Below are 25,833 nucleotides of genomic sequence, written 5' to 3'. Positions count from 1 at the left end.
TGAAGCACCCGTCGGCGACGTCCGCGGCCGGTCGCGACGACCCCACACGAGGGGCAGCCGGTCGGCGCCGCTGGCGTCGAGACCGTCACCACCAGCAGCCCGTCGCGACGGTCGACGTGCTCGACATGGACATCGGGAAGACCCAGCAGAACGTCGCAGCGGGAACACGGATCAGTCGCAGAGCGCGCGGAAGCGCACCCCGAAGTAGGGTGAAGCACGTCGAGATCCTCGGTCGGAATCAGATGGTTAGCGCTTCTGACCCTCGGGAACCTCGACCCCTACCCTCGCGAACTCACCCAGCGCGCCCTACCCCCACCGGATGTCCGAAGAGCCGGTTTTCCACGGTGGATGTCCTTTAATTGCCTGTCCTCTGGATGATCTGTTTCGTTTTTTATTTTTAGCCGTTGGCGGTGTCATAGCGTCGTAGCAACATCGGGTTGAGGAGGCGTTGTTGCGCAGGATGTTGACGTTCGAGGATCGTGCCGAGATCGGTACAGGGCTGCAGGCCGGGGTGGGGATCCGTGAGATTGCGAGGCGGATCGATAGGTCACCGTCGGTGGTCTCGCGTGAGGTACGCCGCAATCAGACCAAGACCCGCGGGTACCGGATCGTGACCGCAGACGCGTGAGCCGCCCGGCGCAGGTCTCGTCCGCAGGCACGCAAAGTCGTCTGCGACCCGGTGCTGGAGGCAAGGGTGCGCCAGGAACTGCGTCGTTCCAGGACGCCGCGCCAGATCGCGGGGCGGTTGCGTGTCGAGGCGGGCGACGTCACGCTGGAGCCGTTGCCCGGTTCTGTGAACGCGGAAGGACGCACCGTCTCTCACGAAGCGATCTACCAGTACATCTACGCCCTGCCCAAGGGTGAGCTCGCTGCGGCAGGGATCTTGTTGCGTTCCAAACGCACCCTCCGCAAGCCTCGCAAGGAAGGGCGCAACAGCGGGGCCAGGATCGTAGGGATGGTCTCGATCGATGACCGTCCCGGCGGTGTTGACGATCGTCGCCTTCCCGGGCACTGGGAAGGCGACCTGATCATCGGGGCTCGCGGCCAGTCGGCCGCGGTCACGCTCGTGGAACGCACCACACGGTTCCTGATGCTCATAGCCCTGCCCGAGGGCCGCAGCAGCGAGAGTGTCGTTGACACGCTCATCGAGCGTGGCGCGTTCGTGTCGATTATGGGTGAGCAGATGAGCAGCAGCGAGTGTGTCGTTGACACGCTCATCGAGCGCGTCAAGGGGCTGCCCGAGCTGATGAGCGGCTCGATCACTTGGGACCAGGACTCGGAGATGGCCGAGCACGCGAAGCTGACTGTAGCGACCGACATCCCGGTCTACTTCGCTCACCCCCGCAGCCCCTGGGAGCGAGACACGAACGAGAACACCAACGGGCTCGTGCGAGAGTACCTACCCAAAGGGACCGAGATCACCACCCACCAGCCCTACCTCACCGCGATCGCCGAAGAAATGAACGACCGCCCACGCGCCGCCCTTGGATTCCTCACCCCACGCGAAGCATTCAACCGCCTATGCGCTGCCTCCACGCCTTGACACCGCCGACTCCTTCATGCCTTTACCTATGTCAGAGCGCCGTTGTTACGTGTCGCCCCGTATGACACGCCTGTTCCTGCTGCTACAAACGTGCTACAAACGGCTGGTTCTACATGGTGTGTAGCAGGTGAGATCCGCATGATTCCGGGGTTTTATACGTTGAACCGGAACTCCACCACGTCCCCGTCCTGCATGACGTAGTCCTTGCCCTCCATGCGCACGCGGCCCTCGGCCTTCGCCTCCTGCATCGAGCCGGCGTGATCCAGGTCGTCGAACGAGACGATCTCGGCCTTGATGAAGCCCTTCTCGAAGTCGGAGTGGATGACGCCGGCGGCCTGCGGGGCCGTCCAACCCCTGCGGATCGTCCACGCGCGCGACTCCTTGGGGCCGGCGGTCAGAAACGTCTGGAGCCCAAGTGCATCGAACCCGATGCGGGCGAGCTGGTCGAGCCCGCTTTCAGCCTGGCCGATCGTGGCGAGCAGCTCATGGGCCTCCTCATCGGTCAGGTCGATCAGCTCGCTCTCCATCTTCGCGTCGAGCACGATCGACTTGGCCGGGGCCACCGTGGCCTGCAGCGCGGCCCGCCGCTCCGGGTCGGTCAGCACCGCCTCGTCCACGTTGAACACGTAGACGATCGGCTTCGAGGTGAGCAGCCCGAGCTCGCGGATCTGGTCGAGATCGACGTCGGACGCGGTCGACAGCGGGTGCCCGGCGTCCAGATGCGCCTTCGCCGCCTCGGCCGCGTCGAGCACCGCCCGGTCGATCTTGTGGCCCTTGACCTCCTTGTCGTAGCGGGGCAGGGCCTTCTCGAGCGTCTGCAGATCAGCGAGGATGAGCTCGGTGAGGATCGTGTCGATGTCGCGGCGGGCGTCGACCGAGCCGTCGACGTGCACGACGTCCGGGTCACTGAACCCGCGGGTGACCAGGGCGATCGCGTCGGCCTCGCGGATGTTCGCGAGGAACTGGTTGCCGAGCCCCTCGCCCTCGCTGGCGCCCTTGACGATGCCGGCGATGTCGACGAACGACACCGGCGCCGGCACGATCTTCGCGCTGTCGAAGATCTCGGCCAGCCGGTCGAGCCTGGGGTCGGGCAGATTCACCACCCCCACGTTCGGCTCGATCGTCGCGAACGGATAGTTCGCCGCGAGCACGGTGTTCTTCGTCAGAGCATTGAAGAGGGTCGACTTGCCCACGTTGGGCAGTCCCACGATTCCGATTGTCAGCGCCACGGGCGTCCAGTCTAGTCGGGCGGGCGAGCGGTCAGGTGCGGGGGGCAGGCCTACATCCCGCCCAGCCGCTCGGTGACGAGCGCCGCGATCGCGCTGCGCTCGCTGCGGGTGAGGGTCACGTGCCCGAACAGCGGATGCCCCTTGAGTCGCTCCACGACCGACGTCACCCCGTCGGACCGGCCGACGCGCAGGTTGTCCCGCTGGTTCACATCATGCGTGAGCACCACGCGGGAGTTCTGCCCGATGCGGCTGAGCACGGTGAGCAACACGCCCCGCTCGAGGGACTGCGCCTCGTCGACGATGACGAACGCGTCGTGCAGCGACCGGCCGCGGATGTGGGTCAGCGGCAGCACCTCGACGAGCTCCCGCTGCAGCACCTCATCCATGACCGTGGGCGAGACGATCGCGCCGAGGGCGTCGAACACGGCCTGCGCCCACGGCCCCATCTTCTCGTCGCGGTCGCCGGGCAGGTAGCCGAGCTCCTGGCCGCCCACCGCGTACAACGGCCGGAACACCATGACCTTCCGGTGCTGCTGGCGCTCGATGACCGCCTCGAGCCCGGCGGCCAGGGCGAGCGCCGACTTGCCGGTGCCGGCGCGCCCGCCGAGCGACACGATGCCCACGGACGGGTCGAGCAGCAGGTCGATCGCGAGGCGCTGCTCGGCGCTGCGGCCGCGCACGCCGAACACCTCGCGGTCGCCGGAGACCGCCTGCACCTGCCCGTCGGCCATGAGCCGCCCGAGCCCCGACCCGCTCGGCGATGAGAGCACGAGGCCGGCGTTGACCGGTAGACCGTCGGTGCCCGCGACGTCCGTGCGGCCATCGGCGTACAACCGGCCCATCTCCTCGGCCGTGATCGACAGGGGCACCACACCCGTCCAGCCGGTGTCTGGCACCTGCTCGGCGCGGTACTCGTCGGCGGCGAGGCCGAGAGCGGCGGCCTTGACGCGCATGGGCATGTCCTTTGACACGACGGTGACCTGCGCACCCTCGAGCGAGAGGTTCTGGGCGACGGCGAGGATGCGAGCGTCGTTCGTGCTGCCGGCGCTGTGGAACCCGCTCGGCAGCACCGCGGTGCTGGAGTGGTTGAGCTCGATGCGCAGTGTGCCGCCGCGGTCGCCGACGGGCACCGGCAGGTCGAGGCGCTCGTGCTCGGCGCGCAGCTGGTCGAGCAGCCGCAGGGCGCGGCGGGCCAGGTGGCCGATCTCGGGGTCGTGGCGCTTGCCCTCCAGCTCGGTGATCACGACGATCGGCACGACCACCTCGTGCTCGGCGAAGCGCAGCACGGCCTCGGGATCGCTGATGAGCACCGACGTGTCGAGCACGTACGTGCGCTGGCCGGTCGGGCGGGTGACGGTGAACTCGGCCTCGGGGCCGGCGGCGGCGCGTGCGGATGCGGTGGCAGGGTGCGCCGGGGACGCTGCGGCGACGTGGCTGGACGGTGCGCCGGACGACGTGGTGCGTGACTCGGGGGCCAGCGGTGTGGCAGCCGTCTCGGCGGGTGCGTCGGCCGTGGGGCGGAGCGGGGCGGCGGCCGTCTGACAGAGCCGGGTCTCGTCCGGATGCCGGGTGGGGTGAGAGAGGGGAGGTGTGGCCACGATGACTCCTCGATGTCGCGTCTGCGCGAGGGCCGTGACCTCCTTCCGGGAGGGTCGAGGCCCGCCCGCGGCCGATCGGGTGATCGGTTGCCACCGAGCCTAGGCTGCCGGGCGGGCAGCGAGGTGGTGCGCGGGCCGCGTCCTGATGACGATCCGGTGAACGTCCTGCGACGGGGATGTTGCGGGCCGAGCGCGCAGACATGAGCGGGGCGGACGGGGCCGGTTCCCGTCCGCCCCGCTCATCGGGTCGCGACCGCGATCAGAGGTTCGGGTGCGTCATCGAGAGCACGTCGAGGGTTTGGTCGAGCTGCTCCTCGGAGATCTCGCCGCGCTCGACGAAGCCGAGGTCGATCGTCGCCTGCCGCACGGTGACCTTGTGGGCCACGGCGTGCTTGGCGATCTTCGCGGCGTTCTCATAACCGATGATGCGGTTGAGCGGGGTCACGATCGACGGCGACGACTCGGCCAGCTGGCGGGCGCGCTCGACGTTGACCTTCGTGCCGTCGATCGTCTTGACGGCGAGCAGGTGCGTCGCGTTCGTGAGCAGTCGGATCGACTCGAGCAGCGCGTTGGCGATGACCGGGATCTGCACGTTGAGCTCGAAGTTGCCTGACGCTCCCGCCCAGGTGGCGGTGGTGTCGTTGCCGATCACGCGCGAGGCGACCTGGAGCACGGCCTCCGGGATGACCGGGTTGACCTTGCCGGGCATGATCGACGAGCCCGGCTGCAGGTCGGGCAGGTGCAGTTCGCCGAGGCCGGCGTTGGGGCCCGAGGACGCCCAGCGCAGGTCGTTCTGGATCTTGATGAGGCTCACGGCGATCGTGCGCAGCTGGCCGGAGATCTCGACCAGGGCGTCGCGGGCGCCCTGCGCCTCGAAGTGGTTCTCGGCCTCGGTGATCGGCAGACCCGTGTCCTCGCGCAGCAGCGCGATGACCTTCTGCGGGAAGCCCTTGGGCGTGTTGATGCCGGTGCCGGTCGCGGTGCCGCCGAGCGGGACCTCGGCGACGCGCGGCAGCGACGCGTTGATCCGCTCGATGCCCAGGCGGATCTGGCGGGCATAGCCGCTGAACTCCTGGCCGACGGTCACCGGGGTGGCATCCATCAGGTGGGTGCGGCCGGCCTTGACGACGTCCTTCCACGCCTCGGCTTTCTTCTCGAGCGACTGGGCGAGCTCGTCGAGCGAGGGGATCAGATCCTCGAGCAGCGCGCCGGTGACGGCCACGTGCACGGAGGTGGGGAACACGTCGTTGGACGACTGCGAGGCGTTGACGTGGTCGTTCGGGTGCACCTTGCGGCCGAGGGCCTTCGACGCCAGTGTCGCGAGCACCTCGTTGGTGTTCATGTTCGACGAGGTGCCCGAGCCGGTCTGGTACACGTCGATGGGGAAGTGCCGGTCGTACTCGCCGGTGGCGACCTGGTCGGCGGCGTCGGCGATGGCCTTCGCCATGTCCGCGTCGAGGATGCCGAGCTCGGCGTTGGCGAGGGCGGCGGCCTTCTTGATGTGGGCCAGCGCGGCGATGTGGCGCCGCTCGAGCCCGGTGCCGGAGATCGGGAAGTTCTCTACGGCGCGCTGGGTCTGCGCGCCGTAGAGGGCGTCGGCGGGGACGCGGACCTCGCCCATGGTGTCGTGTTCGATGCGGTATTCGGTCACGGTTGCGGCCTTTCTTCGTTGATGGCAGTGGATGACAGCGGTGTTGCGAGTCTCAGGGGAGTCGGACGGAGCGGAGGCCGCCCGCCGGGCAGGTCACCGGGCGAGGGGCACGGCGTCGGTGACGCCGGGCAGGTCGCTCACGTCGACCCCGCGGGCGGCCACCGGCTCGACCCGGCCGGAGCCCAGACGGTACGAGCATCCGACGACGGCCGTCTCGCCGCGGGTCACGGCGGCGGCGACGAGGCCGGAGCGGCCGAGGATGCCCTTGATCGTCCGCTCGGTGTGCAGCCGGCTGATGTGGTCGGGTGAGGGGTCGCCGTCGATGCGCGCCTGGTCGACGGCCGGGCGGATGCGTCGCAGCAGCTCCTCCAGGTAGAACCCCTCTGGGGCGGGCTGGTCGGGGTCGGCCGCCGCGATCGCGCCCGCGACGGCGCCGCAGCTCTCGTGGCCGAGCACCATGACGAGGGGCACGTGCAGGGCACCGACGGCGAACTCGATCGAGCCCAGGATGCTGGTGCCGAGCACGGCGCCCGCGTTGCGTACGACGAACAGGTCGCCGAGGCCGGCGTCGAAGATGATCTCGGCTGGCACGCGTGAGTCGCCGCAGCCGAGGACGACCGCCTTGGGACGCTGTCCGGCGACGAGCTGCTGCCGTCGGGCCTCGTCGCGGTGGGGATGCTCGCACCGGCCGGTCGCGAAGCGGTCATTGCCCGCCATCAGCTCGTGCCAGACCTGCTGAGGGGTCCGCTGGATGTCGTCGGTCATCGCTCTCCTTCGTGTCGTGACGACGGGCCGGTCACGCCGTCGGCTCGCCGAGCGAGGCGAGCGTCGCGGTGACGAGTCGCTCGAACTCGTCGTCCTCGGCGGTGCCGTTGAGGATCAGTGTAGTTCCCGCGGCCTCGCCGACCAGGGCGTAGTCGTTCTGCCCCTTGGTGAACCCGGGCTGGCCGCGCTGGTCATGCACCTCGAAGACGTGCCCGGCGATCGTGCGCTCGCCGGTGGCCGGCCGGTCGGCGAGCTGGTTCGCGAGCCACGTGGGGTTGCCGCCGTGCACCTGCTGCAGGCCGATGTAGGCGTTGGCCGGAGTGACGAATCCGACATCCCAGGTCTGCAGGCCGTCCGTGGTGTCGTCCTCGTAGTCGGCGTGGTTCGCGTACCAGCCGTCCGGCAGCACGGGGGACGCGAGGGTCATCGCCGCCTGCCCCTGCAGGCTCTCGGCGCGTGCTGCCCAGTCGACGCGCTCCAGCTGGGAGCTGTCGTCGCGGGGAACGAGCACGAGCATGAGGCCTACCGCGGCGAGCGTGGCGATGAGCGCGAGGATGAGATTGCGGGTCGTCTGCCGGGCGCGGCGGATCCGGGCCGCCTCGGAGGCCTGCGAGGGTGCGGGGCCGTCCGGCGCGGGGAAGAGCGCCTCCTCGTCGAGCTCGGGCGCTGGTACGGCATCGCCCTGGGGAGTCGGGTCGACGGTCTCAGAACGCGGCATCGGCGTCCTCGTCGCCGGGCCGGCCGGCGGTGCCGGGCGCGGCGGTCGGGCGCTGCGCCGCCTCGAGGCGCTCCCGCGCCCCGGTGAGCCACTCCTCGCAGCGGTCGGCGAGCGCGGTGCCGCGCTCCCACAGCGTGAGCGACTCCTCCAGCGTCGCCCCGCCCTGCTCGAGCCGGGCGACGGTCTCGGCCAGCTGGTCACGGGCCTGCTCGTATGACAGGTCGGCGACCGCCTGCGTGTGCTCCTCAGCCATGTCCATCAGCCTACTTCCTCGGTCCATGCCCCTGCGGGGCTCCTGCTCGTGTTCTGGTTCCTGCTCGTGTGTTGGCGTGTCCGGGCGCGGCGGGGCCGAACGGCTCCGCCGCCCGCGGCCGCGCACCCCGGTGCGGTCGCGTGGCCGAGCCGGAGGCTGCTCAGTGCCGCCGGGCTCGTCGTCCGGTGTCGGCCCGGTCGTCCTCCGGCCGTATCGCGGTGACGGTGGTCTCGAGGTCGCCTGCGGCGAGCAGCACGGTCACCGCGTCGCCGGGAGCAGCCTGGGTTGCGTCGGCGAGCACCCGGCCGTCGGTCAGCCGGGCGACCGCGTACCCGCGGCGCAGCGTCGCCAGCGGGGAGAGCGCGTCGAGCCCGCCCCGAAGCGCGGCCACCCGGCTCTGGCCGCGCTCGACGGTGCGGGAGAACAGCTCGGTGGCCCGGTCGCGCAGCCGGTTGACCTCCTCGGCGCGCTGCTCGAGGATCCAGTCGGGGGAGCGCAGCACGGGGCGGCTGCGCAGCTGGAGCAGGCGCTCGTGCTCGCCGCGCAGTCGGGTGCTCAGCGCGGTGAGCATGCGGGTGCGGGCCTGTGCGGTGCGCAGGAGCTCCTCGGAGACATCCGGGACGACCCGCTTGGCCGCGTCGGTCGGAGTGGAGGCGCGCAGATCGGCGACCTCGTCGAGCAGCGGACGGTCGTTCTCATGGCCGATCGCGCTGACGATCGGGGTGGTCGCGGCCGCGGCCGCGCGCAGCACACGCTCGTCGCTGAAGCCCAGCAGATGCTGGAAGTCGCCGCCGCCGCGGGCGATGATGATCACGTCGACCTCGGGGTCGGCGTCGAGGCACTGGATCGCCGCGACGACCTCCTCGGGCACGTGCTCGCCCTGCACCGCCGTGTGGATGGTACGGAAGCGCACGGCCGGCCAGCGCAGGGCGGCGTTGCGCAGCACGTCCTTCTCGGCGTCCGAGTTCGCGCCGGTGATGAGGCCGATCAGCCCGGGCAGGAAGGGCAGGGGACGCTTGCGTTCGGGGGCGAACAGGCCCTCGGCGGCCAGCTGGTGGCGTAGCCGCTCGAGGCGCTCGAGCAGCTCGCCGAGGCCCGCGTGACGCAGCCGCGAGACGACGAAGGTCAGCGAGCCGCCCTTCGGCCAGTAGTTCGGGGTGAGCAGGCCGATCACCCGGTCGCCCTGCTTGAACTCGGCCAAGTCGATCCGGCGGGCGGTCGACGACCAGATCGCGAACGAGAGGGTGGCGTCCTGCTCGAGATCCTTCAGCCGGCCGAAGATGTTGCCGCCGCGCACGTTCCACTGGGTGATCTCGCCCTCGACCCAGATCGCCCCGAGTCGGTCGATGTAGCCCTTGAGCTGCCGCGCGACGCGGGCGACCGGCCAGGGCCTCTCGGCCGTCGCCGGCCCCGTCTGCTCCGCCATGCGTTCCCTCCGTCGTCCAGCGCCGGTCCGGCGGTCCGCCGGCCGCACAGGATCGGTCGCCGTGAGGCACCGTATCATGGACCCGTGACCGTCGATCCCGCCAGCGAGCCGGTGCTCGTGCCCGTTCCCGTCGTCCCCCCGGCCTCGGGCGGATCCACCACGCCGGCGCCCTCGGGGGCGTCCGCGTCCCCCGCCTCCGCGGCCACGGCCGGGGCGGCGAGACCGGCCCCGGCCGTCGGGGACGATCCCAGTCTGCCGCGCCGACGCGTCCTGCTGGCTGCCCCGCGCGGGTACTGTGCCGGCGTCGACCGGGCGATCGTGACTGTGCAGAGAGCGCTCGCCGTCTATGGCGCGCCCGTGTATGTGCGGCGGCAGATCGTCCACAACCGCCACGTCGTCGCCGAGCTCGAGCGGGCCGGCGCCGTGTTCGTCGAGGAGCTCGACGAGGTGCCCCGCGGCGCCCGCGTCGTCTTCAGTGCCCACGGGGTCTCGCCCGAGGTCACCGCCCAGGCCGAGCGGCTGGGGCTGCAGGCGATCGACGCGACCTGCCCGCTCGTCACGAAGGTGCACCGGGAAGTGCGCCGGTACGCGAGACAGAACTACGACATCGTGCTCATCGGCCACCGTGGCCACGAGGAGGTCGTCGGCACGAGCGGCGAGGCGCCCGACCGGGTGCAGATCGTCAGCACGCCCGACGAGGTCGACGACGTCACCGTGCGCGACCCCGAGCACACCGTGTGGCTGAGCCAGACGACCCTCTCGGTCGACGAGACGATGGAGACCGCCCGGCGTCTCGGCCAGCGGTTCCCGGGCATCGCGACCCCGCCGAGCGACGACATCTGCTACGCGACGCAGAACCGCCAGGTCGCGGTGCGGCGCATCGCCCCCGCCTGCGACCTCGTGCTCGTCGTCGGGTCGGCCAACTCATCGAACACGATGCGGCTCGTCGACGTCGCCCTCGACCACGGGGCCGGGGCGGCCCACCGGGTGGACTTCGCCAGCGAGATCGACCCCGCCTGGCTCGAGGGCGTGGGGACGGTCGGGGTCACCTCCGGCGCGTCCGTGCCCGAGGTGCTCGTGCGCGAGGTGCTCGCCGCACTCGCGGAGGCAGGCTGGACGGACGTCGAGGAGGTGCGCACCGACACCGAGGACCTCGCGTTCTCGCTGCCGAAGGAGCTGCGTCGCGACCTGACCGCGGCGGGCGAGGACGCGGGACTCGGCGGGCACGACCGCGGCTGACCGCCACGAGCCCGCTGGGCCCTGGGCGGGCACGCGTCGTCCCCCCGGCACCCGGGGGAACCGCGTCCGCCGATCCTGGCGCGGGCTAGTTCGCGCCGCCGGCGGAGCCGGCGCTGCTCGACCCGGTGCCTTGCGGCCCGGTGCCGTTCGCGTGCCGGCGCCGACGCCGGCGCCGCCGTGCCGTGCCCTCGCCGTTCCCGGCCTTCGTCTGGTCGCTGTCCGTCGCGTCCGACCCGCCGGGCCGGCCCGCGCCGTCGCGCCGTCGCGTCCCCCGCTCGCCGCGGGGGCGATCGTCGCGGCCGTGCCCGCGGCCCTGGCTGTCGCGTCGTCCGCCGTGCCGTTCGTCGCGTCCGCCGTGCCGTTCGTGCGTGCGCGATGAGGGCTTCAGTCGGCCGGTCGCGTCCTCGGGGATGTGCAGGTCGCTGAACAGATGCGGCGAGGTCGAGTAGGTCTCCACAGGCTCGGGCTGGCCGAAGTCGAGGGCCTTGTCGATCAGCGCCCAGCGGGTGACGTCGGGCCAGTCGACGAAGGTCACGGCGGTGCCGTGGCGGCCGGCGCGGCCGGTGCGGCCGACCCGGTGCAGGTAGTCCTTCTCATCCTCGGGGATGCTGTGGTTGATCACGTGGGTCACGTCGTCGACGTCGATGCCGCGGGCGGCCACGTCGGTGGCGACGAGCACGTCGGCCTCGCCCGAGCGGAACCGATCGAGGTGGCGCTCGCGCTGCTCCTGGTTCAGGTCGCCGTGGACGGCCACGGCCTTGAACCCGCGGTCGACGAGCTCATCGGCCAGCCGGGCGGCGGCGCGCTTCGTGCGGGTGAAGATGATCGTGCGGCCGCGGCCCTCGGCCTGCAGGATGCGGCCGATCACCTCGTCCTTGTCGAGGGGGTGGGTGCGGTAGACGAAGTGGTCGATGTTGCCCTGCAGACGTCCCTCGCTCGGGTCGACGACCTGCACGTGGACCGGCCGCGACATGAATCGGCGGCTGAGCGTGACGATCGCGCCCGGCATCGTCGCGGAGAACAGCATCGTCTGGCGGCGCTCGGGCAGCTTCGCGAAGATCCGCTCGACGTCCGGCAGGAAGCCCAGATCGAGCATCTTGTCAGCCTCGTCGAGCACGATGAAGCGCACGTCGTCGAGTCGCAGCACGTGCTGCTGGTTCAGGTCGAGCAGGCGGCCCGGGGTGCCGACGACGACCTGCGCGCCGGCCTCGAGCGCCGCGATCTGCTCGTCGTACGCCTTGCCGCCGTAGATCGCGGCGATGCGCACATCGGGGCGGTGCGTGCTCGCGGCGACGAGATCCTCGTGCACCTGCTGGGCGAGCTCGCGGGTGGGCACCACGATGAGCGCCTGCACGTGCGGCTCGGGGTGCTCGCCAAGCTCCTGCAGCAGCGGCAGGCCGAAGGCGAGGGTCTTGCCGGTGCCGGTCTTGGCCTGGCCGATGATGTCCTCGCCCTTCAACGCGAGGGGGACGGCCTGCTCCTGGATGGGGAAGGCCTCGGTGAAGCCCTTGTCGTCGAGGGCGGCGACGAGTGAGTCGTCGATGTTCAGCTGTGCGAATGTGGTCACGATGTTCTTTCGTCCGTGCGCCGGCCGCGCCGGCTCATGGACCGCGCCGGGCGCCGTGGCGCCGCGCGATCGTGCGGCCTGGCGCCGCATGACGCTGTCTGCACTGCCCGTGATCGGGCATCCCCGCGATTCTACCCGCTGGGAAGCGGGATGTGGGCGGGCCGGACGCCGGTGTGGGTACGATTGGGCGCGTGTTCAGACTCTTCGGACGGCGCAGGAACGGCGCCGAGCTCAGGGTGCGCTCCCGGTCGGAGTCGGTGCATGCGGCCCGCCCGTCGACCGTGCGCATCGACTTCCTCGCCCCCGACGCGCGGACGCTGGTCGGCTCGATGGCGTACTTCAAGCTCGCGGCGTTCGGGTATCTCACCGCGGCGCTGCCCCTCGTGGAGGACCCGGAGGCCCGGGCCCGCGTGGCAGCGCTCGCCGAGACCCTGCTCGCCCGGCACCGGCGCTACCTCGACGCGTTCCACCGGGCGGCGGACGGAGAGGACACGGTGCCCTTCGCCGGCGACGCGGTGCGTCAGGCGGCCAGCGACGAGCTGTGGGGGCGGCTCACGCCGAACCTGTGGCAGGAGGCGGTGCTCGCCGTGCACCTAGTCGACGGCATCGCCGTGGACTTCCTCGCCAGGCTCGGCCATGGCGCCCGGCTCGGCGGCGGACTGCACTGGCCCCTGCTCGACCGGCCGGACGACAGCCCGGCGGTAACCGTGCTGCTGGCGGAGATGGAGCGCGACGACACGCTTCCCGACCGGCTGTCCATGTGGGGGCGGCGGGTCGTCGGCGACGCGTTGCTGTGGTGCCGGGCGCTCATGGTGCTCGACGAGCCGGTGCTGCGGGCGCTGCGCGACTCGACGCTCGAGCGTGACGACGAGGTGCAGCGGATGGTCTCGCAGATCGAGGCCGTGCACACCGATCTCATCGCCGAGCACACCACCCGAATGGAGCGGCTCGGACTGACCGCCTGAGCCCCGGGACCTGCCTGGGCCGGACAGACTGAGCCCCGGGACCGCCTGGGCCCCGGGGCTGACCCTGCCCCGCCACTCCTGCCCCGGGTCAGGAGACGAAGCCGATGCGGCGGGTCTCCTGCGGGCCGACCTCCACGTACGCGATGCCCTCCGCGGGGATGAGGTAGAGGCGTCCCTTCTCATCGCTCAGGCGCAGCACCCCGTCATCCTCGGCGAGGGCCCGGGCGACAGCCTCGGTGACCTCCTCGGGCTTCTGGCTCGACTCGAAGCTGAGCTCGCGGGCGCTGTGCCGCACCCCGATCCTGACCTCCATGTGGCTCCTCCTGCATGTCTCGACGCGGCCAGTCCGGCCGCTGCCCCAGTCTAGGGGCACCCGCCGACGAGGATGTGGTCCGCGGCACAGACCGGGATGGCGCCGTTCCCGGGCCCAGGCCCGGGCGTCCGCTGGCGGCCCCTGTCCGTGGCATCCGTGGCGGGCTCGGCCGACGCGTCCGTGTCCGTGTCAGAGGGCTGCCGTACCGTTGAGGGCATGCCGCAGATCACCTTCACCGCTCCCGAGCGTCCCCGATCACCGTTGCTGTCAGTCGACGCGGCGGGCCGGCTCGCCGTCGACCTCGCCGCGCTCGATCCGGTGCAGCGCCGGGTCGTCGCCGCCTCCGCCGAGCGGAGCCTGCGCGTGCTCGGCGGCCCGGGCTGCGGACGCACCACGGCACTGGCCGGGTGCGTGCTGCACGCGCTCGCACACGGGTTCGCCCCGGAGGAGCTGCTCGTCATCGCGCCGAGTCGCCAGGCCGCGTCCCGGCTCGCCGAGCTGGTGGACGCCGGGGTCACCCGGGTGTCGGACGGCGCGATCGTGCGCACCGCGGCCTCGCTCGCATTCGAGGTGCTGGGGCTCGACGCCGCCGAGCGTGACGAACCGGCGCCCCGCCTGCTCACGGGCGCGGAGCAGGACCGGCTGCTGGCCGAGCTCATCGCCGGACACGACGAGCCGGGCGCGCCCGCCGGGCCCGGGCCGCGGTGGCCGGAGCAGATCGGCCCCGAGGTGCGGGGGCTGCGCGGCTTCCGCACCGAGCTGCGCGAGCTGCTCGGCCGGGCCGACGAGCACGGGGTGTCGCCGGAGCGGCTCGCAGCGCTCGGGCGCGAGACGGGGCACCCGGAGTGGACGGCCGCCGGCGGGCTGTTCGCCGAGTACCGGGACGTGCGCCAGGCGGTGGAGGAGACTGCGTGGGCGCTCGACTCCAGCGAGCTTGTCGTCGCCGCCGCGCGGACGCTCGAGCGGCGGATGCCACCCGCGATGGCCCGGGTGCGCATGGTGCTGGTCGATGACGCGCAGGAGGCGACGGTCGCGCTGGCCGCGCTGCTGCGGCCGATCGTCGCCCGGGGTGCGCTGCTGCACGTCTTCGGCGACCCCGACCAGGGCACGAATGGGTTTCGCGGCGGGCGGGCCGACCTCGTCGCCCGGCTGCACGCGGAGACGGGTGTCACGGCGGAGGAGGTCGTGCTCGACCGGTCGCATCGCCTGCACGGGCCGATCGCCCGGGTCGTGTCCGCCGTCTCCCGGCGCATCGGCACGGCGGGGGCCGGGGCACAGCGCCGCGCGGTCGCCGCGGCGGGCCGCCCGGTCGAGGAGTCGGCGCGCGGAGAGGGCGCGGACGCGCCCGTGGCGCACCCGACCGATGCCGTGGCGACGGTCGCGCTGAGCCGGGCGTTCGCATCCCCCGCCGACGAGCTCGGCGCCGTCGCCGACCTGCTGCGGCGCCGGCATCTGGAGGACGGCGTCGCCTGGGCCGACATGGCCGTGATCACCCGGTCGTCGGCGGGGCACGACGGCCTCGCCCGCGATCTCGCCGCGGCCGGGGTGCCGGTCACGGTGCCCGGCGCGCAGCGCGCGGCGCGCGATGACGCGGCCGCATTCGACCTGCTGCGCGAGACGGCGCTCGGCTGCGGGGCGCTCGAGCTGACGGGCGACCTCGCCGTCGAGCTGCTCACCGGCCCGCTCGGCGGGGTCGACCGGCTGCGCCTGCGCCGGCTCCGCCGCGCCCTGCGCGAGCGGGTGCTCGCCGACGGCGGCACCCGGCACGGCGACGACCTGCTCGTCGACGCGATCGCACAGGGCACCGGGCTGCCGCCGGCGGGGCCGCTGGCCGGTGACATCCGCGCCGTCGACCGGCTGCACGGCGTGCTCCAGCACATCCGCGACCAGCACGTGGAGGGCGCACCGGCGGTGGACCTGCTGTGGACGGCTTGGGAAGGCGCGGTCGTCGCCGAGGCCTGGCGAGCGCAGGCGCTCGGTGACGGGGTGACCGCGGTCGAGGCGAACCGGCATCTCGACGCGGTCGTCGCGCTGTTCACCGCGGCCCAGCGGCAGGCGGAGCGGATGCCGGAGGCGGACGCGGCGGACTTCCTCCGCCAGCAGCTCGACCAGGCGGTGCCAGAGGACACGCTCGCCCGGCAGGGCCGTCGTGACGCCGTGCTCGTCGCCGCGCCCGCGGGCACGCTGGGGCTCGAGTTCGACACGGTCGCGGTGATGGGGCTGCAGGACGGCGCCTGGCCGAACACCCGTCAGCGTGACACCCTGCTCGGCTCCGAACGGCTCGTCGAGACGATCACCGGCGCGGGTGACGTCGACCGGCGGCGGGCCGTGATCGACGACGAGCTGCGCATGTTCGTGCAGGCGGCCAGTCGCGCCCGCGCCCGGCTGCTGCTCACCACGGTTGTCGACGAGGATGACGCGCCGAGCGTCATCACCCGCATGCTCGAGGAGTGCGCGCCGCTCGAGGAGGTGCCGTCCGCCCGGACGATGCACCGCTACACGCTGCGCGGCCTCGTCGGCGGGCTGCGCCGCCGACTGCACCGCGACCCCGACGACGTGCACGCGGCCCGGGCGCTCGCGGTGCTCGCCGCCTCCGGAGTGCCGGGCGCGGCCGTGGGAGAGTGGGGCGGCCTGGCCCCGACGACGACCGACGCCCCGCTGGCCGTGCTCGCCCCGGCGGATGACGCCCCGATCACGGCCGTTCCGGGTGCGGTCGAGGATGCCACCGGGCTCATGCGGGTCTCACCCTCCGCGCTGCAGCGGTTCCGGGACGACCCGCTCGCCTGGTTCCTCGGCCGCATCGGCGTCGACGCGGGGTCGGTCGCCACGGGCATCGGCACGCTGCTGCACGCGGCGTTCGAGCACGCCGAGCGCGAGCACTCCCGCGACCTGGCCCGGATGACGGCCGAGGTGCGCGCCCGGTGGGGCGAGCTGGACTTCGCCTCGCGGTGGCAGTCCCGGCTCGAGCTGGCCGACGTCGAGGTGCGGCTGGGCCGGATGCGCGACTACCTGCTGCACGCGGACGCCGACGGCCGCCGGGCGGTCGCGCTCGAGGCACCGTTCGCCGCCCGGGTCGGCGTCGCGGATCTGCGCGGGGCGATCGATCGCATCGAGCGGACCCCGGCGGGCGACTGGCGCGTCGTGGACCTCAAGACGGGCGCGCCGATCTCCGCGGCCGAGGGACGGGAGCACCCCCAGCTGCTCGCCTACCAGGTCGCCGTGCGCTGCGGCGGGGTCGAGAGCCTCGACGCCGGCCGCGTCGACGAGGCGGCGCTCGTCTACGTCGGCGGGAAGAGCGCGTCGTTCACCCAGCGGCTGCAGCCGGGTCTCGACGAGGCGGGGATGGCCCGGGCCTGCGCGGAGATCGACCAGGCGGCCCGCGGCATGGTCGGGCCCGACTTCCCGGCGGCGCCCGACGGCACGACGAGCCCGTCCGGGGCTCCGACGCAGACGCTCATCCACACGGTCGGCGAGATCACCGGGCCCGCCGGGGTGCGATCCGCGGATGAAGCGCCGACGGCGGCAGGGGCGCCGGACGATGCGCGGATGCGGGTGGAGCGATGAGCGAGAGGACGACGATGGGCGAGGGGGCGGCGATGGACGCGAAGCGTGACGTGACGAACGAGGGCATGCCCCCGGCCGGGGGCGGGACGACGGGCACCCCCGGGGTCGGGACGACCGGCGCGTCGGGGGCCGGCGTGCGCCGGCCTCCGCTCGGCGCCGACGCGATCGCCCGGGCGGTGCGCGTGTACCCGCCGACGCCCGAGCAGCGCGCGGTCATCGAGTTCGCCGAGGACCGTCCTGCGCTCGTCATCGCCGGTGCCGGCGCCGGCAAGACCGAGACGATGGCCCGCCGGGTGGTCTGGCTCGTCGCCAACCGCGTCGTGCGACCTGACCAGGTGCTCGGGCTCACCTTCACGCGGAAGGCCGCAGGGGAGCTCGCCCAGCGCATCGACCAGGCACTGCGGGCGCTCGCTCGATCCGGGCTCGTCGACGACGTCGACCTCGACCGGCAGCCGGAGGTCTCGACGTACAACGCGTTCGCCAACGCGCTCTTCCAGGACAACGCGCTGCGCGTCGGCCGGGAGCCCGACTCCACCCTGCTCACCGAGGCGGGGGCGTGGGCGCTCGCCCACCAGGTGGTGCTCGACGCCGACGACGAGGACGCCCTGATCGCGCTGGGCCTGCGCCCCGAACGACTCGCCGAGGTCGTCATCGCGCTCGACCACGAGATGGTCGACAACGAGGCCGACCCCGATGCGGTCGTCGCGCTCGCCGGCCGGTTCACGGCGCTGCGCGAGCTGCCTCCGAAGCCCCGGGCGCGGAAACCGGGCCCGGGCAAGGAGGTGCTCGAGGCCGTCGAGGCCGTCGAGGCGCTCGAGACGCTCGTGCCGCTGGTGCAGGAGTACGAGCGGCGCAAACGGGAGCGCGGGGTCATCGAGTACAGCGACCAGGTCGCCCTCGCCCTGCGCGCTATCCGCGCCGACCCGGCCGCCGCCGCGCTGTACCGGCAGCGCTACGACGCGATCCTGCTCGACGAGTACCAGGACACCTCGGTGTCGCAGACACGCCTGCTCGCCGCACTGTTCCGCGGCCGGCGTGTGATGGCCGTCGGCGACCCGAACCAGTCGATCTACGGCTGGCGCGGGGCGAGCAGCCGCAACCTCGCCGGCTTCCACACCGACTTCGCTGGCGACGAGGCCGGTGCGGGTGATTCCGCGACACGCTCAGCGGCGACTTTCACCCTGGCCACCAGCTGGCGCAACAGCCACCGGGTGCTCGCCGCGGCCAACGCGCTCGTCGCCGACGTGCATCCGGGCGGCGACGTGCCGCTGCTGCGGCTCGCCCCGCGCCCCGGCGCGCCCGACGGGGCCGTCGACGTCGCCGTCGCCCCCGACATCGAGGGCGAGGCCACCGAGGTCGCCCGCTGGATGGCCGACCGTCTGCAACCGCATGAGACCGCGGCGGTGCTGTTCCGTGCCCGGCAGCTCATGCCGATGTTCGCGCGGGCGCTCGGCCGGGCCGGCGTGCCCTGCGAGATCGTCGGATTCGCCGGGGTGCTCACCTCGCCCGAGGTCGTCGACGTGCTGAGTGCGATGCGCGTCGTCCACAGCGTGGACGCCGACAACGCCCTCGTGCGCCTGCTCGCCGGGGAGCGATGGCGGGTCGGCCCCGCCGACCTCGACGCACTCGGCCGCATCGCCCGGCGGCTCGACAGCTACGACGCCGACCTGCACCGGCTGGACGCCGACATCCGCCGGCGGCTGCGCGAGTCAGTGGCCCGCGACGACCATGCCACGCTCGTCGACGCGGTGGATCTGCTGCTCTCCGACCGGCCGCTCGTCACCCGGCTCGTCGCGGAGTCCGGGATGACCGACGAGGGGCTGCGCCGCCTCCGGCAGGCAGCCCGGACGATCCGCGGACTGCGGGCGCAGAGCCACCTGCCGGTGCCCGAGTTCCTGCGCGTGTGCGCGCAGCGGCTGCTCGTCGACGTGGAGCTCGTGGCCAACGAGACCCGGCGGCGTCCGCTGGCGAACCTGCACGCGTTGCACGCGAAGGCGGTCGAGTACGAGCAGACGGCCCCGTCCCCCTCGCTGGGCGGGTTCCTCGCCTGGATCGACCAGGTCGGGCGGCGCGAGCGGCTCGCCGCCGAGGCGGCGCCCCGGGCCGAGGGCGTGGTCCAGCTGCTCACGGTGCATGCCAGCAAGGGCCTCGAGTGGGATCACGTCGCCGTGGTGCGGCTCGTCGACGACGAGCTGCCCGCTCGGCTCAGCTCCACGCGCGGGTGGCTCACCCGGGGCGTGCTGCCGTACCCGCTGCGCGGGGACGCCGCCGATCTGCCCCGCCTCGACTGGGAACAGGCCGCCGACGCCGCCGAGTTCGGCCAGGCGCTCGAGCGCTACCGCACGGGCGTGCACGACCGGCACCTGGGCGAGGAGCGGCGGATCGCGTACGTCGCCCTCACCCGGGCCCGCGAGGATCTGCTGCTCACCGCGTCACGCGTCCGCCCCGACCGCGCCCGGCCGCGCACGCTCAGCCCCTTCCTCGTCGAACTCATGGACCGCGGCGTCGCCCCGGACGTCCGCGAGGCGTTCGACGCGCTGCCGGAGGCGCCGGAGTCGACCGAGCCCCGGCTGCCCTGGCCGGTCGACCCGCTCGGCGACCGGCGCGAGACGGTGCAGCGGGCGGCGGACGCGGTGGCCCGGGCCCAGACCGAGCTCGCCGGCCCGGTCGACGTGCCCGGCACCTGGCCCGACCTCGGGCCGTGGGAGGCCCCGGTCCGTGCGCTGCTCGCCGAGCGCGGCGACCGCGACCGGCCCGTGGCGGTCGCGTTGCCCCGCCGGGTGGCCGCCTCGCGGATGCACGAGTTCCTCGCCGACCCCGAGGCCGTCGCCGCGCAGCTGTTCCGCCCCATGCCGTCCGCCCCGCACAGCGAGACCCGGGTGGGCACGCTCTTCCACGAGTGGGTGGAGCGCCGTTACCGGGTCACCGGGCTCGAGCTGCCCCTCGACGAACCGCTGGCCGAGTTCGACGAGGGCGACCCGAGCGTCCCCGTGGTGCTCTCGGCGCGGGCGCGGGAGCGGCTCGAGGCCCTGCAGCGGGCCTTCGAGGCGAGCCCGTGGAGCACCCGGCGGCCGGTGGCCGTCGAGACGCAGATCCGCCTGCCGCTCGGCGAGGTGGGGGTGGTGTGCCGGCTCGACGCGGTGTTCCGCACCGAGCACGGCCACGAGGTCGTCGACTGGAAGACGGGCCGGCCGCCCCGCGACGCCGCCGAGATCGAGCAGCGGCAGATCCAGCTCGCCCTGTACCGGCTCGCCTGGGCGCAGCACGCGGGCGTGCCCGTCGACCAGGTGGACGCGTGCCTGTACTACGTGCGCGAGGACCGGGTGATCCGCCTCGACCGGCTCGTTACCATCGAGGGGCTCGCCGCCCGGTGGGCCGAACTGGCCGCCGGGGGCGCCAGACTCGATCAGGAGGACTGAGCGCGGGTCGCGCCCTCGTCCTCGACGACCGTGGCCGTCTCCTCGTCCTCGTCGTCGCGCCCGGCCGCGGGCGTGGCGTCCGCCGGCTCGTCGTCGATGACTTCGGCGACGACGACTTCATCGACCTCCGTCTCGGCGAGGATCTCGACCGGCTCGGTCGCCGCCGCGGTGTCGGTGCGCACGGGCACCTCGTCGTCGTCGGCCATGAAGTCGTCCGGGTCGCTGATGCCGCCCGGGGCGGCGGGCTCCTCCGCCTGCTCCGCGTCGAACACCGGCTCGGTCAGCCGCATCCGCCAGCTGCCGGTCACGACCGCGGCGAGCTCGGCGAGCATCCGCTCGGCGTCCTTCGTGATCGTCTCATCGTCGGCGTCCACCCCGTGCAGCAGCCACCGGGCCGCCTGCAGCTCCGCGTACAGCGTGGCCCGCCGGCGCAGCGTCTTGAGCGTCCCCGTCTCGCGGGCCCGGGCATACGCGGCGAGCACCGCGTCGGTGCCCGCCTCGCTCGCGGCGTGCATGAGCCACGAGAGGTCCATGGCGGGGTCGGCGATCCGCAGCGCGCCCCAGTCGAGCAGCCCGGTGACGCGTCCCTCGGCGACGAGGATCGACTGGTCGTCGAGCGACCCGTGCACGACGGTCGGCTCGAACCCCCACAGGTCGTCGTCGTCGATCGCGGCGTACCACCGGTCGAGCAGCTCGCGCGGCACCCGCCGGGTGACGTCCGCACGGGCGACGAGCCGACGGGTGCGTTCGCGCACCTGCCCGGGATGCTCGTGCGGCAGCGCGTAGTCGTCGATGAACCCCGTGGGCAGCTCGTGCAGCGCGCCGAGCGCCTCGCCGATCGACGTGGCCAGCGGCCCCTCGCCGGTGATCGCGGCGATGTCGAGCAGCGTGCCCGGGATGAACGTGTACACGATCGCCGACAGGCCGTCGACGTCGACGTGCCCGGCCTCGGCGGGCACCTGGAACGGCAGACGGGTGCGGATGCCGGCGCTGAGCGCGCTGAGCGCCTTCAGCTCGTCCTCGAGCCGACGGAAGGCCGCCGGGCTGTTCGGCATGCGGATGATGAACCGGCGGCCGGCGTCGTCGGCGACCACCGCGGAATCGTAGTCGCCGGTCGTGCCGGCGGTGTGCCTCGCCACCTGGGAGACCTCGAGCCCGGGGATCGCGGACGTCGCGAGGGCCGCTAGGGTGAGAGGGGATCGAGTCATGTCACCAGAGTAGAGGACGAGGATGCCGCACGCCGAGACCGCCACGCAGCCCGCGGGGGACCTGCTGGCCGGGCTCGACGCCCAGCAGCGCCGGGTCGCCGAGGCCCTCACCGGCCCCGTGCGGGTGCTCGCCGGCGCCGGCACCGGCAAGACCCGCGCGATCACCCACCGCATCGCCTGGGGCATCCGTGAGCAGATCTACCAGCCGCACGCCGTGCTCGCGCTGACGTTCACGAGCCGGGCCGCCGCCGAGATGCGCCTGCGCCTGCAGCGGCTGGGCCTGCCCCCGGTCGCCGCCCGCACGTTCCACGCCGCGGCCCTCGCCCAGCTGCGCCACTTCTGGCCGCGCGTGCTCGGCACCCGGCTGCCGAACCTGCTGACCACGAAGGCACCCGTCATCGCCGAGGCGGCGACCGCCTGCGGCATCGACGACCTCGACACGGCCCGGCTGCGCGACCTCTCGGCGCAGATCGAGTGGCGCAAGGTGCGCTCGCTGACCGTCGAGCAGTGGACGCTGTCGGAGCACGCGCACGTCGACGGCCTGCAGGACGACCAGATCGCCGCGGTGATGATGCGCTACGAGCGGCTCAAGGAGCAGCGGCACACGATCGACTTCGAGGACGTGCTGCTCGCGATGACGGGGATGCTGCGACAGGAGCCCACCGTCGCCGACGAGGTGCGCGACCAGTACCGGTTCTTCGTCGTCGACGAGTACCAGGACGTCTCGCCGGTGCAGCACGACCTGCTGCGCGAGTGGATGGGGCGTCGCCGGGATCTCTGCGTCGTCGGCGATCCGAGCCAGACGATCTACTCGTTCTCCGGCGCCGACCCCCGCTACCTGCTCGACTTCGACCGGGAGCTGCCCGGCGCGGTGACGATCGAGATGCGCCACGACTACCGCTCCACCCGGCCGATCGTCGACCTCGCCAACCAGGTGATGGCCGCCCAGCCCGGGGCGGTGCGGTTGGAGGCCGACCAGCCCGGGCCCGCGCCGCAGCTGGCCGTCTCACCCGACGAGGGCGTCGAGGCGCAGCGGGTCGCCGCCGCGATCACCCGGCAGATCGCCGAGGGCGCCTCGCCCGCCGAGATCGCCGTGCTCATGCGCGTCAACGGGCAGACCGCCCGGTACGAGCAGGCGCTCGCGGACGCCGGGGTGCCCTACCAGCTGCGCAGCGCGAAGCCGTTCTTCTCGCGCCGCGAGGTCGTTGACGCGCTGCTGCTCGTCGGGGTCGCGGCGGCCGCCGCGCCCGCCTCGCCTGCACAGCCGGCCCTCGAGCGTGCCCTGGCGCAGGTCGGCTGGCAGCCGCGGCCCCCGCAGGAGACCAGCGCGCAGCGGGAGCGGTGGGAGTCGCTCGACGCGCTGCGGCGGCTCGGCCTCGAGCTCGGCGAGGGGACGTCGCTGGCCGTGCTCGACCGCGAGCTGCGGGAGCGGCGCGAGCAGCGGCATCCGCCGCGCACCGAGACCGTGCTGCTCTCCACGATCCACGCCGCGAAGGGCCTGGAATGGGATCACGTGCACCTGGTCGGCCTCAACGACGACTACCTGCCCTACGGCGGGGTGACCGACCCCACGGTCGTCGCCGAGGAGCGCCGGCTGCTGTACGTGGGCGTCACCCGGGCGCGGCAGACCCTGCACCTGTGGGCGCCGCTGCGGATGGGCGGGCGGCGCTCCCGGCCCTCGCGCCTGCTGCCCCCGGTGGACGGCGTCGTGCCGGGACGGGGCGCGGCGGGCCGGCGGCCGGGCGGGGGTCGGCAGGGACATCCAGACTGGCCCTGGGGATCTGGCCGGTCGGGGCGCTGAGCCTCGCCACTGGGGCGCTGCGCCGGGCCGCCGGATCACGCCGGGTCACGGCACAGACACCGCGGATGCGCCGCATGCGCGCGGGGCAGGAGCGCCCCGTCCCGCACGGCCACCGGCAGCGGCACGGCGCCATCAGACACGTCGGACTCCGCGTCGAGCAGCGTCCGAGCGGCCAGACCGCAGGCGATCGCGACGTCCGCCGGGGCCGGGGCCGCGCCGGGATGCCGCCATCGCTGGTCGCACACGAGCGCGTGATCCGGGTCGCGGTCGCGCGCGTGCTGGTCGGCGCAGCCGAGGCACCCGGTGACGCCCGGGCGCACGAGCGGGCCGACGACGACCGCGCCGTCCGGCTCGGTCGACACGCTCAGATGCGGCACGTCGTCGCGCAGCAGCGGTCGCCACTGCAGCGGATGCGGCGGCCCCTCGCGCACCACGACCGCGATCGCGGAGGCCGCCTGCGGCTCCTCGGCTGGCCCGAGCAGGCGCAGCGTGTGCCGGCGGGCGATCTCGTGCTCGCATGCCGGCCAGGCGCCCGGCACCGTGGGATGCCGCAGCGCGAACTCGGGCGGCGCCGGCTCGTCACGCCCCGGCCGGGTGACCGCCTCGTCGAGCCGGGTGGGGTCGGGCAGACGGCGGATGCGCCGCACCCCGGACGCGGCGAGCACCGCCACGAGCCCTGCCGCGATCGGCCCATCGCCCGAGACGAGCACCACGTCCCGGGCGAGCCGCTCGGCGAGCCGGGCGTGCGCGCACAGCGACCGGGTGCGTGGCACGGGCCAGCGGCGGTGCAGGGGGAGCGGCCGCGGCGTCGGCTGGCAGCGGTCGCCGAGCGCAGCGAGCAGGTCGGTCAGTGCGTCGGGGGTGATGGACGCGTCCGCCGCCAGCCCGGCCAGATCGGCCAGACGCTGCCCGCGGCGCAGTGCGGCGAGCACCGGCCCGAGGCTCGGGTCGGCGAGGAGCAGCGGGTCGACGACGCCCACCTGGATGCGGCCGTCCGAGCGGCGCAGGACGGGGACGGCGGGGTGCAGCTGGAGGAACTCGACCATGCCGCGATTGTCGGTCGGCGCGAGTGCGGGCGCATGCGGCCGTCCACAGGGCGGCGGCGCGCAGCGCGGCGGTCGGTCAGGCGCGCGGCGAGCCCGCGTCGCCGGTGGCGTCGTCCCCCGCGTCGTCCGGGTCGTCGGGGCCCTCCGCGCGCGGCGAGGCGGGCAGGTCGCCATCGAGCAGACGGGCGAGATCCCGGTCGAAGTCGGTCTCCTCGTCGCCGCGGGCGCGGGCGACGAACGCTGCCGGATCGGCGAGGTCGTCTGCCGTCGGCAGCAGATCGGGATGCCGCCACAGCGCGTCGCGCTCGTCGGCGCCGAGCTCGTCGGTGACCGTGCGCCACAGCGCGGCCGCCAGGCGCAGCTGCCGGGGACGGAACTCGAGGCCCACGAGCGTGCCGAACGCGTGCTCGGCCGGGCCGCCCAGCGCGCGCCGGCGGATGACCGTCTCGGCGATCGCGGCACGGTGGGGCAGCCGCTGCACGGCCGTCTGCGTGACGGTGTCGACCCAGCCCTCGACGAGCGCCAGCAGCGTCTCGATGCGGGCGAGGGCCGCCTCCTGCTCCTGAGTGCGCGGCGGGATGAGCTCGCCTCCCTCGATGACGCGTCTGAGCGCCTCCGCGTCGGCCGGGTCGATCCCGCGGCCGAGCGTCTCGATGCGGGTCGCATCGATCTCGATGCCGCGCGCGTAGGCGGTGATCGCGCTGGTCAGGTCGCTGGTCAGCCACGGTGCGTGCCGGAAGAGCGCCGCGTGCGCCAGCTCGCGGGCGGCCAGGAAGATCACGATCTCCTCGACGGGCACCTCGAGCCCCTGCGAGAAGGCGTGCACATTCTGTGGCAGCAGGGCGGGAGCGCCGCTCACCACGGGCAGGCCGATCTCGTCGGCCGACACTGTCTCGCCGGCGAGCTGGCCGACGACCTGGCCGAGCTGGACGACGAAGACTCCTGTGGCCATCGCGCGCATCATGCCGGCGGCCTGCGTCATCATCGGCTGCAGCTCGACGGGCAGGTTGCGCTGCAGCGCGTCGGTGAGCGCCCGGGCGACGCTGCCGGCGACGGGCTCGCACAGCGTCTGCCAGAACGGCATGCTCGACGACGCCCACTCCGAGCGGCTCATGACGCGGTCCGCCGCCGCGGTCTCGAGCGCCGTGGCCTCGCCGAGCCACAGCCGGGCGATGTCGAAGGCGCGGCGGGCGTGCTCGCGGTCGTCATCGGTGAGCGCCACCTCCTGAGCGCGGGCCACCTGCACGGCGCGCTCGCGGGCCGGGGCCCAATCGATCTCGTCGGAGGTCGCGGCGTGCTGGACGGAGGCGAGGATGGACGCGATCGCGGCGGGGTCGACGGGCAGGCCGGTCGCCTTCGCGAGGCCCTCGCCGTCGCCGGAGAGCATCTGGCGCAGCAGACGCTGGAACTCGTCCTCCGGGCGATCGTCGTGCGGTTCCGAGTCATGCGATTCCGAGGGATTCCGAGGCGAATCCATGGCAGACCTCCTTGGCGTCGGTCTCAACGGTACACTAGGGTAATTGTCGCC

Annotated in this window: 17 protein-coding genes and 1 pseudogene; 6 read left to right on the top strand and 12 right to left on the bottom strand. The window is 73.4% G+C overall.

Annotated elements, in window-relative coordinates; translation table 11 throughout:
• The first annotated feature begins 460 nt into the window (after positions 1–460).
• Positions 461–1,543, top strand: a pseudogene (locus F8O02_RS06790) (IS30 family transposase).
• Positions 1,544–1,695: 152 nt separating this feature from the next.
• Here F8O02_RS06790 and ychF read toward each other — a convergent pair.
• From ychF to xseA, 7 genes are all read right to left on the bottom strand, one after another.
• Positions 1,696–2,772, bottom strand: coding sequence for a redox-regulated ATPase YchF (gene ychF, locus F8O02_RS06785; protein ID WP_158036477.1), 1,077 nt, complete (start codon positions 2,770–2,772; stop codon positions 1,696–1,698).
• A gap of 50 nt (positions 2,773–2,822) precedes the next feature.
• Entirely contained in the window at positions 2,823–4,250 is a 1,428-nt protein-coding gene (locus F8O02_RS06780; RefSeq protein WP_158036502.1) for a PhoH family protein, read from the bottom strand.
• Between the two features lie 379 nt (positions 4,251–4,629).
• Positions 4,630–6,021: a class II fumarate hydratase gene (locus F8O02_RS06775; protein WP_225734178.1), complete on the bottom strand. Its 1,392-nt coding sequence runs from the start codon at positions 6,019–6,021 to the stop codon at positions 4,630–4,632.
• Between the two features lie 93 nt (positions 6,022–6,114).
• Positions 6,115–6,786 (bottom strand): carbonic anhydrase, encoded by a 672-nt coding sequence (locus F8O02_RS06770; RefSeq protein WP_158036476.1) that lies wholly within the window; start codon positions 6,784–6,786, stop codon positions 6,115–6,117.
• Positions 6,787–6,817: 31 nt separating this feature from the next.
• Positions 6,818–7,504 (bottom strand): DUF4245 domain-containing protein, encoded by a 687-nt coding sequence (locus F8O02_RS06765; protein ID WP_158036475.1) that lies wholly within the window; start codon positions 7,502–7,504, stop codon positions 6,818–6,820.
• Complete coding sequence (locus F8O02_RS06760) at positions 7,491–7,757, bottom strand: exodeoxyribonuclease VII small subunit (protein ID WP_158036474.1); 267 nt, start codon at positions 7,755–7,757, stop codon at positions 7,491–7,493. The genes F8O02_RS06765 and F8O02_RS06760 overlap by 14 nt, the downstream gene beginning before the upstream one ends.
• A 160-nt stretch (positions 7,758–7,917) precedes the next feature.
• Positions 7,918–9,183, bottom strand: a complete 1,266-nt coding sequence (xseA, locus tag F8O02_RS06755) for an exodeoxyribonuclease VII large subunit (RefSeq protein WP_158036473.1) — start codon at positions 9,181–9,183, stop codon at positions 7,918–7,920.
• 117 nt (positions 9,184–9,300) lie between these two features.
• Between xseA and F8O02_RS06750 the strand changes: the two genes are divergently transcribed.
• On the top strand, positions 9,301–10,422 hold the full coding sequence (locus F8O02_RS06750; protein WP_404821182.1) for a 4-hydroxy-3-methylbut-2-enyl diphosphate reductase: 1,122 nt from the start codon (positions 9,301–9,303) through the stop codon (positions 10,420–10,422).
• An 85-nt stretch (positions 10,423–10,507) separates the two neighbouring features.
• Here the strand turns inward: F8O02_RS06750 and F8O02_RS06745 are convergent, their stop codons facing one another.
• The gene (locus tag F8O02_RS06745) at positions 10,508–11,989 is read right to left on the bottom strand and encodes a DEAD/DEAH box helicase (RefSeq protein WP_225734176.1); all 1,482 of its coding nucleotides are present in this window, start codon (positions 11,987–11,989) and stop codon (positions 10,508–10,510) included.
• 191 nt (positions 11,990–12,180) lie between these two features.
• On the opposite strand from F8O02_RS06745, the gene F8O02_RS06740 reads away from it, so the two are divergent.
• The gene (locus F8O02_RS06740; RefSeq protein WP_158036471.1) at positions 12,181–12,954 is read left to right on the top strand and encodes a ferritin-like fold-containing protein; all 774 of its coding nucleotides are present in this window, start codon (positions 12,181–12,183) and stop codon (positions 12,952–12,954) included.
• Between the two features lie 88 nt (positions 12,955–13,042).
• Here F8O02_RS06740 and F8O02_RS06735 read toward each other — a convergent pair whose 3' ends face one another.
• The gene (locus tag F8O02_RS06735) at positions 13,043–13,267 is read right to left on the bottom strand and encodes a DUF3107 domain-containing protein (RefSeq protein ID WP_158036470.1); all 225 of its coding nucleotides are present in this window, start codon (positions 13,265–13,267) and stop codon (positions 13,043–13,045) included.
• Positions 13,268–13,483: 216 nt separating this feature from the next.
• Between F8O02_RS06735 and F8O02_RS06730 the strand changes: the two genes are divergently transcribed.
• Entirely contained in the window at positions 13,484–16,831 is a 3,348-nt protein-coding gene (locus tag F8O02_RS06730; protein ID WP_179416279.1) for an ATP-dependent DNA helicase, read from the top strand.
• A complete protein-coding gene (locus F8O02_RS06725; RefSeq protein ID WP_158036468.1) occupies positions 16,828–20,250 on the top strand; it encodes an ATP-dependent DNA helicase in 3,423 nt (1,140 codons plus the stop codon). Before F8O02_RS06730 ends, F8O02_RS06725 begins: the two co-directional genes overlap by 4 nt.
• Here F8O02_RS06725 and F8O02_RS06720 read toward each other — a convergent pair.
• Positions 20,238–21,458 (bottom strand): phosphotransferase, encoded by a 1,221-nt coding sequence (locus F8O02_RS06720; RefSeq protein WP_179416280.1) that lies wholly within the window; start codon positions 21,456–21,458, stop codon positions 20,238–20,240. The two genes, F8O02_RS06725 and F8O02_RS06720, sit on opposite strands and share 13 nt — an antisense overlap.
• 22 nt (positions 21,459–21,480) lie before the next feature.
• Here F8O02_RS06720 and F8O02_RS09325 point away from each other — a divergent pair, with 22 nt between their 5' ends.
• Complete coding sequence (locus F8O02_RS09325) at positions 21,481–23,259, top strand: ATP-dependent helicase (protein ID WP_158036466.1); 1,779 nt, start codon at positions 21,481–21,483, stop codon at positions 23,257–23,259.
• Positions 23,260–23,294: 35 nt separating this feature from the next.
• Here F8O02_RS09325 and F8O02_RS09025 read toward each other — a convergent pair whose 3' ends face one another.
• Together F8O02_RS09025 and F8O02_RS06705 are read right to left on the bottom strand one after the other, a co-directional pair.
• Positions 23,295–24,305 carry a hypothetical protein gene (locus tag F8O02_RS09025; RefSeq protein WP_179416281.1) on the bottom strand — a complete coding sequence of 337 codons (1,011 nt, stop codon included), beginning with the start codon at positions 24,303–24,305 and terminating at the stop codon, positions 23,295–23,297.
• Between the two features lie 76 nt (positions 24,306–24,381).
• Complete coding sequence (locus F8O02_RS06705; RefSeq protein WP_158036465.1) at positions 24,382–25,782, bottom strand: zinc-dependent metalloprotease; 1,401 nt, start codon at positions 25,780–25,782, stop codon at positions 24,382–24,384.
• Positions 25,783–25,833: the final 51 nt, after the last annotated feature.

This window comes from Pseudoclavibacter caeni, from assembly GCF_008831125.1.
Classification (GTDB): Bacteria; Actinomycetota; Actinomycetes; order Actinomycetales; family Microbacteriaceae; genus Pseudoclavibacter_A; species Pseudoclavibacter_A caeni.
Note: the sequence above shows the minus strand (reverse complement) of the source record. Positions and strands in the feature narration are given on the sequence as shown.